Below are 15,387 nucleotides of genomic sequence, written 5' to 3' on the forward strand. Positions count from 1 at the left end.
GAATATTATTCCTTCACTGCCGTAGAGCCGGTGGTAGCCGTAACAGTGGTGGCAGGAGTGAGCTGGTGCTCAAGACGTTTGATTTTACGTTCAGCGCGCGCCAGAGAGACGCGAACGCGAAGCCAGAAAAGCCCGCAAATCAGCCAGCCAATAACAAAACCAGCGGCGAAGAGCACGGCCAGCAGCGTTGAGATGCGGTATTCACCCTGAGCAAGCAGATAGTTGAACGTCACTTGCTGATCGTTTTGCGCGCCAAGCGTAATAGAAACGACAAAAATCGCTAACACCAGTAAGAAAATGAGTAGATATTTCACATTACGTCCCGTTATGTGCTGCCGAGCGATTAATTAATAGGCAACGAACTGCAGTCAGCCTTATAAACTACCATTTTAGCGCCCGGCATGAAATGGCAAGGCGCGATGTTATGTTCTGATTTGCGGACAAAATACCGAAAATCAACCCTCCTCGTCGCGAGCGACGATTTCAGGTACTTCTTCCGTCGGTGGCGTTAACGGCCCACAAATGCGCTGGGCAAGCCAGGTGGCAACGGTGACCAGCAGCCAGGAAATCAGCGTTGCCACCACCAAATCCCGCGGCCAGTGCATGCCCAACAGCAGACGACTGACCATTACGCCTGTCGCCCACACCAGTAGAATGGCAATGGTCCATGTGCGCCTGCGCGGCCACAGTAGCCCAACGGCCAGGAGAGCCCAACTGGCGGCAAACATTGTATGGCCAGAAGGAAACGCAAATCCGGTCTCTTTTTGCCAATGGTGACGCAGGAAGCCGGGGATATCATGCTGGTTCGCCAGTTGGCTTTTCACCAGATCGCTGCGCGCTTTGCGTTTTAAAGTGTAGAACTCATCAGGCTGGATATGGTGCGTTTTTTCCAGCCACAAAACGAAAGGCCGCGGCTCTTGTACCCGCTCTTTGACGAAGGACTTTACGCCCTGCCCGGCCACGATAGCGCAACCGAGAATCACAAACAGCATCAGCGCAGCTTTAAGACGAAACCGCAGGCACCAAAGGAACCATGCGCAAAGCACCACATGGGTGATAATTCCCCAGGGCTGAGTGACCGTTTCCGTCATCCAGTACATAACACGCAGCCACCAGCGCGTTTGTCCTGGTTCCCAGCTCCAGCCGGAAAACCATATTATTAACGGCATTATCAATAAAATAGCCGCACCCGCTGTGGTTCTTTTGGCAATTAAAAGCATCTTTCCTCCTTGATAGTAAGCGTCTCAATATAACCGAAAATCAAATTTTGCGCAGAAAGCTGCGGATTTGTGCTTTTAAACCGCAATGGGCCGGTCGGCAGTAGGCGATGCTTGATGCATTGTGGCAAAATGAATGTATACAGAAGGCCAACAGGCTGACGGTGCGCACAGCACTAGCAAAAATTCGGAGATTCACATGCAATTGAAACGTGTGGCAGAAGCCAAACTGCCAACCCCATGGGGCGACTTCCTCATGGTGGGCTTTGAAGAACTGGCAACCGGGCAGGATCATGTCGCCCTTGTTTTTGGTGATATTTCCGGGCAATTGCCCGTGCTCGCACGTGTGCATTCCGAGTGTCTGACCGGCGACGCGCTGTTCAGCTTACGCTGTGACTGCGGCTTCCAGCTTGAAGCAGCGTTGAATCATATTGCAGAAGAAGGCCGTGGCGTGGTGATTTATCACCGTCAGGAAGGGCGCAATATCGGCTTACTGAATAAAATCCGCGCTTACGCTTTACAGGATCAGGGTTACGATACCGTCGAGGCGAACCATCAGCTGGGTTTTGCCGCCGATGAACGCGACTTTACGCTCTGTGCGGATATGTTTAAATTGCTGGCGGTCGACGAAGTGCGCCTGTTGACCAATAATCCTAAAAAAGTCGAGATCCTCACCGAAGCGGGGATCAACATTGTCGAGCGCGTACCGCTGATTGTTGGCCGTAACCCGAAAAACGAGCACTATCTGGATACCAAAGCCGAAAAAATGGGGCACCTGCTGAAATAGCACGCGCCCCGCTGACGTTGAACAGGCCTGCCACTGCAGGCCTTTTTTAATTCAACATATTACGAATAACATAATGCAGGATACCGTCGTTACGGTAATAGGTCAGCTCCGTCGCCGTATCGATACGGCAGCGACACTGCAGCGTCTGCTGACTGCCATCGGCGCGGGTTAATGAGACGGCCATCGTCCCGCCCGGCGTGATATTTTGCAGATCCACAATATCCAGCCTCTCTTCACCGGTTAAGCCCAGCGTTTTTCGCGTTTCACCCTGCGGAAACTCAAGAGGCAGAATGCCCATACCGATCAGGTTGGAGCGATGAATGCGCTCGAAAGACTCCGCAATGACGACGCGAACCCCCAACAAACGCGGCCCTTTCGCTGCCCAGTCGCGGCTGGAGCCGGATCCATACTCTTTCCCGGCGATCACCGCCAGCGGCGTACCCTCTTTCTGATAGCGCATCGCGGCGTCATATATAGAGACCACTTCGCTGCCCGGCAGATGGCGCGTCATTCCGCCCTCCACGCCCGGCACCATTTCGTTACGAATGCGAATGTTGGCAAAGGTACCGCGCATCATTACTTCGTGGTTACCGCGTCGCGAGCCGTAGGAGTTAAAATCGCCGCGCTCAACGCCATGACTTTGCAAATAGCGGCCGGCCGGGCTATCTGCTTTGATACTGCCGGCAGGTGAGATGTGGTCGGTGGTAACGGAATCCCCCAGCATCGCGAGGATCCTTGCGCCGTGAATATCTTCCACCGGCTTCGGTTGCGCCTGCATATCGTCGAAGAAGGGCGATAAACGAATATAGGTCGAGTCGCTCTGCCAGCCATAGGTATCGGAGTGATCAACCTGAATCGATTTCCATTCCGGCGTCCCTTCAAATACTTCGGCATACTCTTTGCGGAACATCTCCGTTGATACTTGTTCAACAGCGCGGGCAATTTCACTGCTGGTGGGCCAGATATCTTTCAAGTAAACCGGATCCCCTTTGCGGTCATGGCCGAGAGGATCGGTGGCGAGGTTGATATTCATGTTACCCGCCAGCGCATAGGCCACCACCAGCGGCGGTGACGCCAGCCAGTTGGTTTTGACCAGCGGATGAATACGGCCCTCAAAATTTCGGTTTCCCGAAAGGACTGCGCCAACGGTAAGATCGCCTTTGCGGATCGCCTGTTCAATGGGTTCCGGCAGCGGTCCGGAGTTACCGATGCAGGTGGTACAGCCGTAACCAACAAGGTTAAAGCCCAGTTCGTCGAGATAAGGGGTTAACCGCGCCTGCGCCAGATAATCAGACACCACTTTTGAACCCGGTGCCAGAGAAGCTTTCACCCACGGCTGGCGTTTTAGCCCGGCGGTGACGGCTTTTTTCGCCAGCAGCCCGGCCGCCATTAAGACGCTGGGGTTTGAAGTGTTGGTACAAGAGGTGATGGCGGAAATCACCACCGCGCCATCAGGCAACTGATAAGTATGCCCGTTGTGGACATATTCAACGGGTTGACGATCTTTTTGCGCAGTATTCAGTTCGAGCTCTGAACTGGCGGCAAACGCTTTCGGCACATCACCGAGGGCAACGCGATCCTGTGGACGCTTCGGGCCTGCAAGGCTCGCTTCTACCGTCCCCATGTCCAGCTCAAGGGTACTGGTAAATACCGGTTCATCGCCCGGATTACGCCACATCCCCTGCGCCTTCGCATAGGTTTCAACCAGCTCCACCTGCTCATCGCTACGACCGCTGAGACGCATATATTCGAGGGTCACGCTGTCGATCGGGAAAAAGCCGCAGGTCGCGCCATATTCCGGTGCCATGTTGGCAATGGTGGCACGGTCAGCAAGGGGCAGCGAATCAAGCCCGTCGCCGTAGAATTCGACAAATTTACCGACAACGCCGTGTTTACGCAGCATCTGGGTGACCGTCAGAACCAGGTCCGTGGCGGTGATCCCTTCGCGCAATTTGCCGCTCAATTTGAAACCGACCACATCCGGGATAAGCATCGAGACCGGTTGCCCCAGCATCGCGGCTTCAGCTTCGATCCCGCCGACGCCCCAACCCAGTACGCCGAGGCCATTGATCATGGTGGTATGGGAATCGGTGCCGACCAGCGTATCAGGATAAGCCACCCACTCTTTATCCTGCAGTTCGCTCCATACGGCTTTGCCGAGATACTCCAGATTGACTTGATGACAGATACCGGTGCCCGGCGGCACAACGCTGAAACGGCTAAACGCCTGTTGGCCCCAGCGCAGGAAAACATACCGCTCATGGTTACGTTCCATTTCGAGGCGGACGTTTTCTTCGAAGGCGTCATCGTCGCCGAAATGATCGACGGTGACCGAGTGGTCAATGACCAAATCGACGGGTGACAGCGGGTTCACTTTGGCGGTATCGCCGCCGAGCCTTTTGACGGCTTCACGCATGGCGGCGAGATCGACGACGGCGGGAACCCCGGTAAAGTCCTGCATTAACACCCTCGCCGGGCGATAAGCGATTTCCCGATCGGCGTGGGCCTTTTCAAGCCAGCCGGCAAGCGCGCGGATATCCTCTTCGGTGACGGACTCCTCATCCTGCCAACGAATAAGATTTTCCAATAATACTTTTAGCGACTTGGGTAACCTGGAGATGTCCCCGAGTTGTTTAGCGGCCAGCGGCAAGCTGTAGTAGTGATAAGTTTTGTTCTCAGCCTGCAATGTGTCCTTACTGGCTTCGCGTAGAGTTGACGACATGTGCTCCTCCTTAATGACAGGGATTGCTTACCCTGATGCTCTTCAGGGTCTGTATTAAAGATAACACAAACATATCGTAACGTTTTGATAACAACCAAAATTGCTACAAAAGGGAAAATCTGTCACAGAAGGGACAATAAAAAACCCCGCAGATGCGAGGTTTTTCAATTCATTACCGCAGGGCGGTCCAGACCACCTGCCCCCAGAAAAGGATGGAAATCGAAAATGCCGCCATCCACGACCAATATTTCATTGCGTAAGCATTGTTCATAAGTTCATTACCCGAAAATCTATTCATCAAAACTGAGTCACAACTCAATTCATTTATGCTGTGTATTAATTAAAGAGTACAAAAGATCGCATCGATGAATAGCGCAGATAATGTTCCACGTTTATTCTGATGATATGTTTATTGTTTTTTAATGTCGTCTTCAGAGAAACTGTCAATAAAAGCTTGCTGCTGCGGCGTTAGCTTCCAGGAAGCCGGAATGCATGTCACAGGCTGCTTTTTCGCTTTAGGCGGCGTGTCATGAAGTTGACATACTCGCTTAACGGGTTCGTATCGACCTGCTGTCGCCATTTTAGCCCCAAAAGTTCCAGATCAATAAACCAACGACTGCCCAAAACAAGGCAGAGCCCAGAAATACCGCCAGCCAGGCTTTACGCTTCAGCTCAGGGTCCCTTTGCGGCTCTTCACTTCCTGATGGCATTGCTAACCTCGTACAATCGACATCACTTATCATTTTGGCTACCAACAATCGGTGTAATTAATCAGACATGAGACAAATCCTAAAAGAACTTTAGCCGAAAATCCAGTGAATTTACTCAGTAGATCTAAAGAAATATTTAATCTTTTGACCCGAAATAAATAATTGGAGTAATAAATTTGCAGAGCGGCAATTTCGTTTCTATTTTTGTCGCTAAAGGGTGACGGTATCAGTCAGAAGATGTGATGTTAATCACTATGATGGGTGATTTAAAAAAAGTTAATAACAATTCTAATTTAGCTTTAGGCAGAGTTAAGGGTATCTTTTCTTTTACAAAGATACCCTCAGTCATTATTTCTGTGGCAACTTAATATCTTTAAACATGGCCTCGATATCATCATTTGAGCGCAACGCGACGGCTGCGTCGACCACATCGCGGGTTAAATGTGGGGCAAAGCGCTGAATAAAATCATACATATAGCTGCGTAAGAAAGTGCTGCGACGAAAGCCAATTTTGGTGGTGCTATGGCTAAAAATCTCATGAGCATCGAGCTTCACCAGGTCCGGATCCGAGTGCGGATCAACGGCCATACTGGCGATAACCCCGACGCCTAACCCGAGTCTGACATAAGTTTTTATGACGTCTGCGTCGGTGGCGGTAAAGACAATGCGCGGCGTTAACCCGGCGCGATTGAAGGCGGTATCCAGTTCCGAACGCCCGGTAAAGCCGAAGGTATAAGTCACCAGCGGATACTGCGCCAGCTCATCGATGGTCACGGAAGACTTTGCCGCCAGCGGATGGTCGGGCGTAACGACAATTGACCGATTCCAGTGATAACAGGGCAACATCACCAGGTCATCATAAAGATGCAGCGCTTCGGTGGCGATAGCGAAATCCGCGTTGCCTTTAGAGACGGCCTCGGCAATCTGCGTCGGCGATCCCTGATGCATATGCAATGAGACGCGGGGATAGCGTTCGATAAACCCTTTAATGACGTTCGGCAGCGCATAGCGCGCCTGCGTATGCGTGGTGGCAACGTAGAGCGAGCCCTTGTCCGGCCAGGTATGTTCACCCGCAACGGATTTAATCGCATCCACTTTTGAAAGCACTTCACGTGCAATACGGATGATTTCCTGTCCGGCCGGCGTCACCTGGGTGAGATGTTTGCCGCTGCGGGCAAAGATTTGTATGCCCAGTTCATCTTCCAGCATGCGGACTTGTTTACTGATGCCCGGCTGAGAGGTATAGAGCCCTTCTGCCGTAGAAGAAACGTTGAGATTGTGGTTGACCACCTCAACGATATAACGAAGCTGCTGTAGTTTCATAACAGACCATCCGGAGTACGCAAACGGGATTTCGCTTAATACGATTTGATAATAAAAAAGCGGCTAGCTATAACAACTATATCACTTATAACTTCCGTGTATAGCAGCTAATAAACAATAATAACGTTGAAAATAAAAAGGGCCGGTTACCCGGCCCTTAACGTTATATCGCTGAAAAATATTATTTTTTCGCTTCAACCCATTTTTTATCTACGTAGAACGCAGACCAGCCCGTCGCTTTCCCCTCTTTCTCGGAAGCAACATATTGCTGTTTGGTTTTGCGGCTAAAACGCACGATGGTTTTATTGCCCTGCGGATCTTCCTGCGGGGCATCGGCCAGGTAGCGCAGCTTCTCCGGCAGACGATCGCGGAAACGGTACAGCTCTTCTACCAAAGGCGCGCGCGTTTCACGTGATTTCGGGAACGTATTGGCTGCGAGGAAAACCCCGGCTGCGCCATCACGCAGGACGAAATATGCGTCAGATTTTTCACACTGCAGTTCAGGCAACGGCACCGGATCTTCTTTCGGCGGCGCGACTTCACCGTTGCGCAGAATTTTACGCGTATTTTTACATTCTTCGTTGGTGCAGGCCATGTACTTACCGAAACGCCCCATTTTCAGGTGCATTTCAGAGCCGCATTTTTCACACTCAACGATCGGGCCGTCATAGCCTTTAATGCGGAATTCGCCCTCTTCGATCTCGTAGCCGTCACAGGTGGGGTTATTGCCGCACACGTGCAGTTTACGTTTCGGATCGATCAAGTAGCTGTCCATCGCCGTTCCGCATTTCACGCAACGGCGTTTGGCGCGCAGCGCGTTGGTTTCCGCGTCGTCGCCTTCCAGCACGTTAAGCACTTCGTTTTCCGGCACCAGGTTAATGGTGGTTTTGCAGCGCTCTTTCGGCGGCAGCGCATAGCCAGAACAACCGAGGAATACCCCTGTGCTGGCGGTACGAATACCCATTTTGCGACCGCAGGTTGGGCAGTCGATACTGGTCAGCACCATCTGATTCGGACGCATCCCGCCCGCTTCAGGATCCTGTTCAGCCTGTTCTAACTGCTGCGTAAAATCACCGAAGAAGCTGTCGAGCACTTTGCGCCATTCTGCTTCGTGATTCGCCACGCGGTCGAGGCTGTCTTCCATCTGGGCGGTAAAATCATAATTCATCAAATCGCGGAAGTTCTCTTCCAGACGATCGGTAACAATTTCACCCATTTTTTCCGCGTAGAATCGGCGGTTTTCAGCGCGTACGTAACCGCGGTCCTGAATGGTCGAGATGATCGACGCATAGGTGGACGGACGGCCGATACCGCGTTTTTCCAGCTCTTTAACCAGCGATGCTTCACTAAAACGGGCCGGTGGTTTGGTAAAGTGCTGCGCAGGTGTCAGTTCAATCAGCGACAGGACATCGCCCTTGTTCACCGCCGGCAAAGTACGATCTTCATCGCCTTTACGCAGGGCCGGCATCACTTTGGTCCAGCCATCGAAACGCAGAATACGCCCACGGGCTTTGAGACGGAAATCACCCGCCGCCACGGTCAGCGTGGTGGAGTCATACTGGGCAGGCGTCATCTGACAGGCGACAAACTGACGCCAGATAAGCTGATACAGCTTCTGGGCATCGGTTTCCATATCTTTTAATGACTCTGCCAGTACCGCGACGTCCGAAGGGCGAATCGCTTCGTGCGCTTCCTGAGAATTCTCTTTGCTGGCATATTGATTAGCGTTTTCCGGCAGATATTTTTTACCGAAGTTGTCGGTAATATAGCTGCGCACCATCGATACGGCGTCCTGGCTCAGGTTGGTTGAGTCGGTACGCATATAGGTGATATAGCCCGCTTCATACAGACGCTGCGCCATCATCATGGTTTTCTTGACGCCAAACCCCAGACGCGTGCTGGCAGCCTGCTGCAACGTAGAGGTAATAAACGGTGCGCCAGGCTTACTGCTGGTCGGCTTATCTTCGCGATCCAGCACCGTGTAGCGACTTTTTTCCAGCAGGCTTACCGCCGCCATCGTCTGTTCACGGTTAACCGGGCGGAAAGGTTTGTCCCCTTCGTGGGTCACCTGCAGCGGCAGCGTGTCGCCGCCCGGCGTTGAGGTGGCGGCATCAATTTCCCAGAACTCTTCCGGCACGAACGCTTTGATTTCGCGTTCGCGTTCGACCACCAGGCGCACGGCCACGGACTGTACACGACCGGCGGAAAGGCCGCGGGCAATTTTCTTCCACAGCAGCGGTGACACCATATAGCCCACAACGCGATCCATAAAGCGGCGCGCTTGTTGGGCATTCACACGGTCGATATTGAGTTCGCCAGGCGTTTCAAAAGCCTGACGAATCGCATTCTTGGTAATTTCGTTAAACACTACGCGGCTGTAGCGTTTTTCATCGCCGCCGATCACTTCCCGCAGGTGCCAGGCAATGGCTTCCCCTTCGCGGTCAAGGTCGGTTGCGAGATAGATATGGTCGGCTTTTTCCGCCAGCGCTTTCAGCTCGGAAACCACCTTCTCTTTACCGGGCAGCACTTCATAGTGCGCATCCCAGTTGTGCCATGGATCGATGCCCATGCGATTGACAAGAGCGCCGCGTTCATCCTTTTTAGGCTTCTTAGCCGTTTTGGTGGAGGCTGAGTCTGCACTCTTTTTGGTTGCTGAGCCACTGGTCGGCAAATCACGGATATGACCGACGCTGGATTTCACCACGTAGTCATTTCCCAGATATTTATTGATCGTTTTGGCTTTTGCCGGGGACTCAACGATAACGAGAGCTTTACCCATATTCACCTTACCTAATTAAATTCTTCCAGAAATTCGTCGCTTGTTGCTTCATACCCACCGGCGACGAGCAGTCAATATTGCGGCGGCGTCAATGGATATCAACCCTTTTTTTTACTTAGCGCGTAAAACGGAACGTTCATGTTACTGATATTACAGGTTTTTTCACGCAAGGGTGATGTAGCACAACGATGTAAAGGTCGAATGTCAAGCAATTCTGTTGCCAGATTGACGAAAGCGTCACACTGTACCTGATAAAATTTGTTACGCAACTTTATTAGCATGCAAAAGCGGATCGCGCCAGAACAATGCCCGGGCAAAACCCTTGCTAAGACAGGGAATATTTGCCCCGCAACGGTCCCGGCGTTAAACTGACGCGATTGTTGAGGAGGGGAAAATGCAACAAATATCACAGCCTATCGACCGCCAGTCTCTGCTTGAACTGGCTAATAAACTGATTCGCGAGCATGAAGACACCCTGGCCGGTATCGAAGCCGCCGACGTCACCCAGCGTAACGGCGTGCTGGTGTTTAGCGGCGAATACTATCTGGATGAACAGGGCTTACCCACGGCAAAAAGCACCGCTGTATTTAATATGTTCAAATATTTAGCCCATGAACTTTCTGAAAAATATCATTTAATTGATTAACAACGAAAAGCGAGGCCGAAGCCTCGCGTTTTTACATCAGCGGTTTTTGCCCACGCTGCCACCAGCGCAGCATTAATTTATCGAGGCTTTCCGCCGCGCTGCCGGTAAAGCGATCCATCATTTTTTTACGCTGCTGATAGCGCACGCCAATCACTTCATGCTCTTCAATCAGCCCCAGCAGCAGATCGTCACTGGTGCCTACCGCATCAACCAGCCCTTTATCAAGGGCCTGTGAACCGTACCAGTGTTCACCGGTCGCCACGCTTTCAATATCCAGCGCCGGGCGCATTTGATGGACAAACTCTTTAAACAGATCGTGGGTTTCGTTGAGACTTTCACGAAACTTCTGCCGTCCCTCTTCCGTGTTTTCCCCCAACAAGGTCAGGGTGCGCTTGAACTGACCCGCCGTGTGCAGCTCAATATCAATCTCTTTCCCTTTCAGGAAGCGGTTAAAGTTAGGGATCTGGGCAACGACACCGATTGAACCAATAATTGCAAATGGCGCAGCGACAATTTTATCCGCCACGCAGGCCATCATATAGCCACCGCTGGCGGCCACTTTATCAACCGCGATGGTTAGCGGGATCTGTTTGTCGCGTAGACGTTGCAGCTGAGAAGCGGCAAGACCGTAGCCATGTACCACGCCGCCGGGGCTTTCCAGCCTAACCACCACCTGATCCTGCGGCGTTGCCACCGCCAGCACGGCGGTAATCTCTTCGCGCAGGGCATTGACTTCGTTGGCGTCCATACTGCCTTTAAAGTCGAGTACATAGACGCGCGATCCGCCCTTTCCTTCTGGTTCTCCGGCCTTCGCTTTGGCTTTGGCCGCTTTCGCTTCCTGCTTCAGTTTCTTCTTCTGCGCTTTATGCCACTGTTTTTGCTGATGAGAATCCAGCAAAGAGACGGACATCTCCTCCTGCATCTCTTTATATTGTTCACTCAAACGGGTGATTTTAAGTTCCCCCCGCTGACGTTTACGCTGGGTCAAATTGACAATCAGGACTGCTACCACGGCAATCGCCACCACCACGGTCGCGATTTTGGCCAGGAACAGACCATACTCAGACAGTAACTCCATGCATACCACCTTGATTACATCTCTCGACAATCGCACCAGTGTACATCAGCGCGACATGCGCGTCTTGCCCAAGCCACCGGTATAAGGTCCCATGTTGCTGAATCTTTTCGTAAAGGTTGCGCAACTCTCCCGCTGGATGATTGAAATAGCCCTCTGTTTAAGGCATAAAGCCAACATATGAAGGCGATAACAGGCTCTGGCCTGAGGAGAAATTGTGTATTATCAGCCACAACGTGATTTGTTAAACGATCGCATCATTCTGGTGACCGGTGCCAGCGACGGAATCGGCAAAGAGGCGGCGCTGACCTATGCGCGCCACGGTGCCAACCTAATTCTGCTTGGCAGAAACGAAGACAAACTACAGCAGGTGGCGCAGCGGGTTAAGCAGGAAGGTCGGTCAGCGAAGTGCTTTACCCTTGATATGAGCCACTGCACACCACAGATGTGCCAGCAACTGGCCCAGTCCATTGCGGCGACCACGCCGCGTCTGGACGGCGTGTTGCATAATGCCGGGTTATTAGGCGATGTTTGCCCGATGGCCGAACAAGATCCGGCCGTCTGGGATGAAGTGATGCAGGTTAATGTGAATGCCACCTTTTATTTAACTCAGGCGCTTCTTCCTTTATTACTCCAGTCCGATTGCGGTTCCCTGGTCTTTACCTCCTCAAGCGTTGGTCGCGAGGGACGCGCTAACTGGGGCGCCTACGCGGTGTCAAAGTTTGCTACCGAAGGGATGATGCAGGTGCTTGCCGAAGAGTATCAAAATCGTCTGCGGGTGAACTGCATTAATCCTGGTGGTACGCGCACCAAAATGCGCGCCAGCGCGTTTCCGACAGAAGATCCGCAAAAACTGAAAACCCCTGCCGATATTATGCCGCTCTATCTGTGGCTGATGGGCAATGACAGCCGGCGTAAAACCGGGATGAGCTTTGACGCTCAGCCGGGGCGCAAACCAGGAATTTCATCATGAGTGAAGAACGTTATCAGCAGCGCCAGCAGCGCGTAAAAGAGCGCGTAGATGCGCGTGTTGCCGCCGCGCAGGATGAGCGAGGGATCATTATTGTCTTCACCGGAAATGGTAAAGGAAAAACTACCGCCGCGTTTGGTACCGCCACCCGTGCGGTAGGCCACGGTAAAAAAGTGGGCGCCATCCAGTTTATTAAAGGTACCTGGCCGAACGGCGAACGTAACTTGCTGGAGCCGCTGGGCGTGGAATTTCAGGTAATGGCGACCGGCTTTACCTGGGACACGCAAAACCGGGAAAGCGATACCGCCGCCTGTCTTGAGGTATGGCAGCATGCCGAACGGATGTTGAAGGACGCTACCCTTGATATGGTGGTGCTTGATGAACTCACGTATATGGTGGCTTACGATTATCTGCCGTTAGAAACGGTGCTGGAAGCGCTGCGCAGCCGTCCGGTAAACCAGACGGTGATTATTACCGGGCGCGGTTGCCACCGCGATATAATTGAACTGGCGGATACCGTTAGCGAGCTACGGCCGGTGAAACACGCTTTCGACGCGGGCGTAAAAGCGCAAATCGGTATTGATTACTGAGGGCGAAAATCCGTTTATCCACTACAGCAAAAAGGGGCTTACGCCCCTTTTCATTTAATCGTTTTTATTACGTGTACTGCCCGGACGGCGGCTGCCGGGTTTCCCGGTCGGTTTTCCCGTCGGTTGGCTGTGACGTTTCACCGCACGGCGAATCTGATTCGCTTTCATGCGGCGACGATCTTTTTCTACCGCCACTTTAGACTGGGTTTCCGCGTCCAGACCCACCAGCTCGCGCAGATAGTTGGTCTGCGCCAGATCCAGTTCGGTCCAGCCGCCACGCGGCAGGCCTTTCGGCAGCGGAATATCGCCGTAACGTACGCGGATCAAGCGGCTAACCTGCACGCCAACGGCTTCCCACAGGCGGCGAACTTCACGGTTACGCCCTTCTGTCAGGGTGACGTTATACCACTGGTTAATGCCTTCGCCGCCGCTGAACTTGATGGTTTTAAACGCCGCCGGACCATCTTCAAGCTGCACGCCGCGCGACAGGTCGCGCAGTTTCGCGTCATCCACTTCCCCAAAGACACGCACCGCGTATTCACGCTCAACTTCACGGCTCGGGTGCATCAGGCGATTAGCCAGTTCGCCATCGGTGGTGAACAGCAGCAGACCGCAGGTATTAACGTCGAGACGACCGACCGCAATCCAGCGCGCGCCGCGCAGCTTTGGCAGACGGTCGAACACCGTCGGGCGGCCTTCCGGATCGCTGCGGGTACAAAGTTCGCCTTCCGGCTTGTAGTACGCCAGCACACGGCAGATCTGCTCAACGGACTCTTTCACCGAAATGAGATGACCATCGATACGGATTTTCAGCGCCGGTGTCACTTCCACACGATCGCCGAGAGTGGCTATTTTGCCGTCCACGCTAACGCGGCCGGCTTCAATAATAGATTCGATTTCACGGCGGGAACCGTGACCAGCTCGCGCCAGCACTTTCTGTAGTTTTTCGCTCATAGAGCATCCTTCAAGTGTCGCCTTCACAGGCGTCGAATAGGGTCATCAGTTCGGCGAAGCCGCTGCTGAAATGGCCGCGTAGTATAGCGGCTTGCGCCACTATAAGAAAGGTTTAACGTCGCCAACCCCTTCGCGGATAACGTTCGGCTCGTCTTCGGTTAAATCAACCACCGTGGTCGGTTGCTGACCGAGATAGCCGCCATGAATGATTAAATCCACCAGTTTTTCCAGCTGATCTTTAATTTCATCGGGATCGGACTCGGTAAAATCACTGCCCGGCAGCATTAACGAGGTGGAAAGCATCGGTTCGTTGAGGGTTTCCAGCAGGGCCAGCGCAATCGGATTCGACGGCACACGCAGACCGATGGTTTTGCGCTTCTCCTGCAACAACCGACGCGGCACCTCTTTCGTCCCTTTGAGAATAAATGTGTAGTTACCCGGCGTGTTATTTTTAATCAGCCGAAACGCCACATTGTCCACGAAGGCGTAGGTCGACAGTTCAGACAAGTCGCGACACATCAGCGTGAAATTGTGCCCGTCCGGCAGATGACGAATACGACAGATACGCTCCATCGCGCCTTTGTCTTCAAGTTTGCATCCCAGCGCGTAGCCGGAATCGGTGGGATACACGATCACGCCGCCCTTACGCACAATTTCAACCGCCTGGTTAATCAACCGCGGCTGGGGGTTGTCCGGATGAATATAAAAAAACTGACTCATACTTCCCTCTCTTTGTTCTGTTGCGGCTGCTCCCATTTGCTCCATACCCCTTCCACACCGGCAGGAAGCCAGAGTTTACGCCCCAGTTCAATCCACGGGCAGGGCTGGTGGAAATCCGAACCTTGCGAGGCCAGTAAAGCAAACTGGCGGGCATAATCGGCGAGCTGAGTTCGCTCATTTGGAGCCTGCTGACACTGGGCGACTTCCATCGCCTCACCGCCGCACTGAGCAAAATACGCCAACAACCTTTTCAACCATTTAGCAGACAGATTATAACGCCCAGGATGGGCCATTACCGCTGTCCCACCAGAATCATGAATCACATCAATAGCTTGTTCTATTGTACACCACTGCGGCGGAACGTAGCCGGTTTTCCCGCGCGCCAGATATTTTTTAAATACATCGGCGATATTATTCGCTTTACCTTGCTCCACTAAAAAGCGCGCAAAATGGCCGCGCGTCACGTTCGCGCCCTGTGCCAGACGCTGCGCCCCTTCCCAGGCACCGGGAATGTGCGCTTTTTCTAAACGCTCAGCGATCAATCGCGCCCGCTCAACGCGACGTTGTGATTGTCCCTGTAAAAAAGTACGCATTGCCTGGTGGTCAATATCAATATTCAGACCAACAATATGTATTTCATGGTTTTCCCACAGGGTGGAAATTTCCACGCCGCTGATGAGCTGTAAATCGAGCCCGGCGCGGGCGATTTCAGCGCGGGCTGCCGGAATCGCATCGGTGGTGTCATGATCGGTTATTGCCAGCGTACCGACGCGCATTTCCACCGCGCGGTGCACCAGTTGTTCGGGAGAGAGCAAACCATCGGAGGCAGTGGTATGGCTATGAAGGTCGTAAATAATGGCGTAATTCGTGTCGCTCAAAGCGGCTCCGCTAATT

General features: G+C 52.8%; 16 protein-coding genes. 4 read left to right on the plus strand and 12 right to left on the minus strand.

All coding sequences use genetic code 11. The annotated features are described in order from the left end of the window. Positions 1-5: 5 nt before the first annotated feature. Together RW65_RS07400 and pgpB are read right to left on the minus strand one after the other, a co-directional pair. Complete coding sequence (locus RW65_RS07400; RefSeq protein ID WP_039056058.1) at positions 6-314, minus strand: LapA family protein; 309 nt, start codon at positions 312-314, stop codon at positions 6-8. 141 nt (positions 315-455) lie between these two features. After that, complete coding sequence (gene pgpB / locus RW65_RS07405; RefSeq protein ID WP_039056059.1) at positions 456-1,220, minus strand: phosphatidylglycerophosphatase B; 765 nt, start codon at positions 1,218-1,220, stop codon at positions 456-458. Positions 1,221-1,416: 196 nt separating this feature from the next. Here pgpB and ribA point away from each other — a divergent pair, with 196 nt between their 5' ends. Further along, positions 1,417-2,004, plus strand: coding sequence for a GTP cyclohydrolase II (ribA, locus tag RW65_RS07410; protein ID WP_039056109.1), 588 nt, complete (start codon positions 1,417-1,419; stop codon positions 2,002-2,004). A gap of 46 nt (positions 2,005-2,050) precedes the next feature. On the opposite strand, the gene acnA is transcribed toward ribA, so the two are convergent. From acnA to topA, 6 genes are all read right to left on the minus strand, one after another. Beyond that, entirely contained in the window at positions 2,051-4,726 is a 2,676-nt protein-coding gene (gene acnA / locus RW65_RS07415; protein ID WP_039056060.1) for an aconitate hydratase AcnA, read from the minus strand. 172 nt (positions 4,727-4,898) lie between these two features. Beyond that, entirely contained in the window at positions 4,899-4,997 is a 99-nt protein-coding gene (gene ymiC / locus RW65_RS23005) for a small membrane protein YmiC (protein WP_231564368.1), read from the minus strand. Positions 4,998-5,135: 138 nt separating this feature from the next. After that, the gene (locus RW65_RS23345; RefSeq protein ID WP_502685546.1) at positions 5,136-5,306 is read right to left on the minus strand and encodes a YciX family protein; all 171 of its coding nucleotides are present in this window, start codon (positions 5,304-5,306) and stop codon (positions 5,136-5,138) included. 1 nt (position 5,307) lies between these two features. Continuing rightward, positions 5,308-5,469: a YmiA family putative membrane protein gene (locus tag RW65_RS21705; protein ID WP_082022416.1), complete on the minus strand. Its 162-nt coding sequence runs from the start codon at positions 5,467-5,469 to the stop codon at positions 5,308-5,310. A 315-nt stretch (positions 5,470-5,784) separates the two neighbouring features. Then, a complete protein-coding gene (gene cysB, locus RW65_RS07420) occupies positions 5,785-6,759 on the minus strand; it encodes an HTH-type transcriptional regulator CysB (protein WP_039056061.1) in 975 nt (324 codons plus the stop codon). Positions 6,760-6,940: 181 nt separating this feature from the next. Then, positions 6,941-9,538, minus strand: a complete 2,598-nt coding sequence (gene topA / locus RW65_RS07425) for a type I DNA topoisomerase (RefSeq protein ID WP_039056062.1) — start codon at positions 9,536-9,538, stop codon at positions 6,941-6,943. A gap of 394 nt (positions 9,539-9,932) precedes the next feature. On the opposite strand from topA, the gene RW65_RS07430 reads away from it, so the two are divergent. Further along, the gene (locus RW65_RS07430) at positions 9,933-10,184 is read left to right on the plus strand and encodes a YciN family protein (RefSeq protein ID WP_039056063.1); all 252 of its coding nucleotides are present in this window, start codon (positions 9,933-9,935) and stop codon (positions 10,182-10,184) included. A gap of 31 nt (positions 10,185-10,215) precedes the next feature. Here RW65_RS07430 and sohB read toward each other — a convergent pair whose 3' ends face one another. Then, positions 10,216-11,262: a protease SohB gene (sohB, locus tag RW65_RS07435; protein WP_039056064.1), complete on the minus strand. Its 1,047-nt coding sequence runs from the start codon at positions 11,260-11,262 to the stop codon at positions 10,216-10,218. Between the two features lie 214 nt (positions 11,263-11,476). Between sohB and RW65_RS07440 the strand changes: the two genes are divergently transcribed. Then, the gene (locus RW65_RS07440) at positions 11,477-12,232 is read left to right on the plus strand and encodes a YciK family oxidoreductase (RefSeq protein WP_039056065.1); all 756 of its coding nucleotides are present in this window, start codon (positions 11,477-11,479) and stop codon (positions 12,230-12,232) included. Beyond that, a complete protein-coding gene (gene cobO / locus RW65_RS07445; RefSeq protein ID WP_039056066.1) occupies positions 12,229-12,819 on the plus strand; it encodes a cob(I)yrinic acid a,c-diamide adenosyltransferase in 591 nt (196 codons plus the stop codon). The genes RW65_RS07440 and cobO overlap by 4 nt, the downstream gene beginning before the upstream one ends. A gap of 54 nt (positions 12,820-12,873) precedes the next feature. Here cobO and rluB read toward each other — a convergent pair whose 3' ends face one another. From rluB to rnm, 3 genes are all read right to left on the minus strand, one after another. Then, a complete protein-coding gene (rluB, locus tag RW65_RS07450; RefSeq protein ID WP_039056067.1) occupies positions 12,874-13,773 on the minus strand; it encodes a 23S rRNA pseudouridine(2605) synthase RluB in 900 nt (299 codons plus the stop codon). Between the two features lie 99 nt (positions 13,774-13,872). Next, the gene (locus RW65_RS07455) at positions 13,873-14,493 is read right to left on the minus strand and encodes an L-threonylcarbamoyladenylate synthase (protein WP_039056068.1); all 621 of its coding nucleotides are present in this window, start codon (positions 14,491-14,493) and stop codon (positions 13,873-13,875) included. Beyond that, entirely contained in the window at positions 14,490-15,386 is an 897-nt protein-coding gene (gene rnm, locus RW65_RS07460) for an RNase RNM (protein ID WP_197058873.1), read from the minus strand. The genes RW65_RS07455 and rnm overlap by 4 nt, the downstream gene beginning before the upstream one ends. Between the last annotated feature and the right edge of the window lies 1 nt (position 15,387).

It is taken from the genome of Enterobacter sp. Bisph1 (assembly GCF_000814905.1).
GTDB lineage: Bacteria > Pseudomonadota > Gammaproteobacteria > Enterobacterales > Enterobacteriaceae > Kosakonia.

What these genes read in the sequence shown, in the direction of transcription:
- RW65_RS07455 (WP_039056068.1), bottom strand. Translation starts at nt 14,493, where the DNA reads ATGAGTCAGTTTTTTTATATTCATCCGGACAACCCCCAGCCGCGGTTG.
- acnA (WP_039056060.1), bottom strand. Translation starts at nt 4,726, where the DNA reads ATGTCGTCAACTCTACGCGAAGCCAGTAAGGACACATTGCAGGCTGAG.
- pgpB (WP_039056059.1), bottom strand. Translation starts at nt 1,220, where the DNA reads ATGCTTTTAATTGCCAAAAGAACCACAGCGGGTGCGGCTATTTTATTG.
- RW65_RS21705 (WP_082022416.1), bottom strand. Translation starts at nt 5,469, where the DNA reads ATGATAAGTGATGTCGATTGTACGAGGTTAGCAATGCCATCAGGAAGT.
- cysB (WP_039056061.1), bottom strand. Translation starts at nt 6,759, where the DNA reads ATGAAACTACAGCAGCTTCGTTATATCGTTGAGGTGGTCAACCACAAT.
- sohB (WP_039056064.1), bottom strand. Translation starts at nt 11,262, where the DNA reads ATGGAGTTACTGTCTGAGTATGGTCTGTTCCTGGCCAAAATCGCGACC.
- rluB (WP_039056067.1), bottom strand. Translation starts at nt 13,773, where the DNA reads ATGAGCGAAAAACTACAGAAAGTGCTGGCGCGAGCTGGTCACGGTTCC.
- RW65_RS23345 (WP_502685546.1), bottom strand. Translation starts at nt 5,306, where the DNA reads ATGGCGACAGCAGGTCGATACGAACCCGTTAAGCGAGTATGTCAACTT.
- topA (WP_039056062.1), bottom strand. Translation starts at nt 9,538, where the DNA reads ATGGGTAAAGCTCTCGTTATCGTTGAGTCCCCGGCAAAAGCCAAAACG.
- RW65_RS07430 (WP_039056063.1), top strand. Translation starts at nt 9,933, where the DNA reads ATGCAACAAATATCACAGCCTATCGACCGCCAGTCTCTGCTTGAACTG.
- ymiC (WP_231564368.1), bottom strand. Translation starts at nt 4,997, where the DNA reads ATGAACAATGCTTACGCAATGAAATATTGGTCGTGGATGGCGGCATTT.
- ribA (WP_039056109.1), top strand. Translation starts at nt 1,417, where the DNA reads ATGCAATTGAAACGTGTGGCAGAAGCCAAACTGCCAACCCCATGGGGC.
- cobO (WP_039056066.1), top strand. Translation starts at nt 12,229, where the DNA reads ATGAGTGAAGAACGTTATCAGCAGCGCCAGCAGCGCGTAAAAGAGCGC.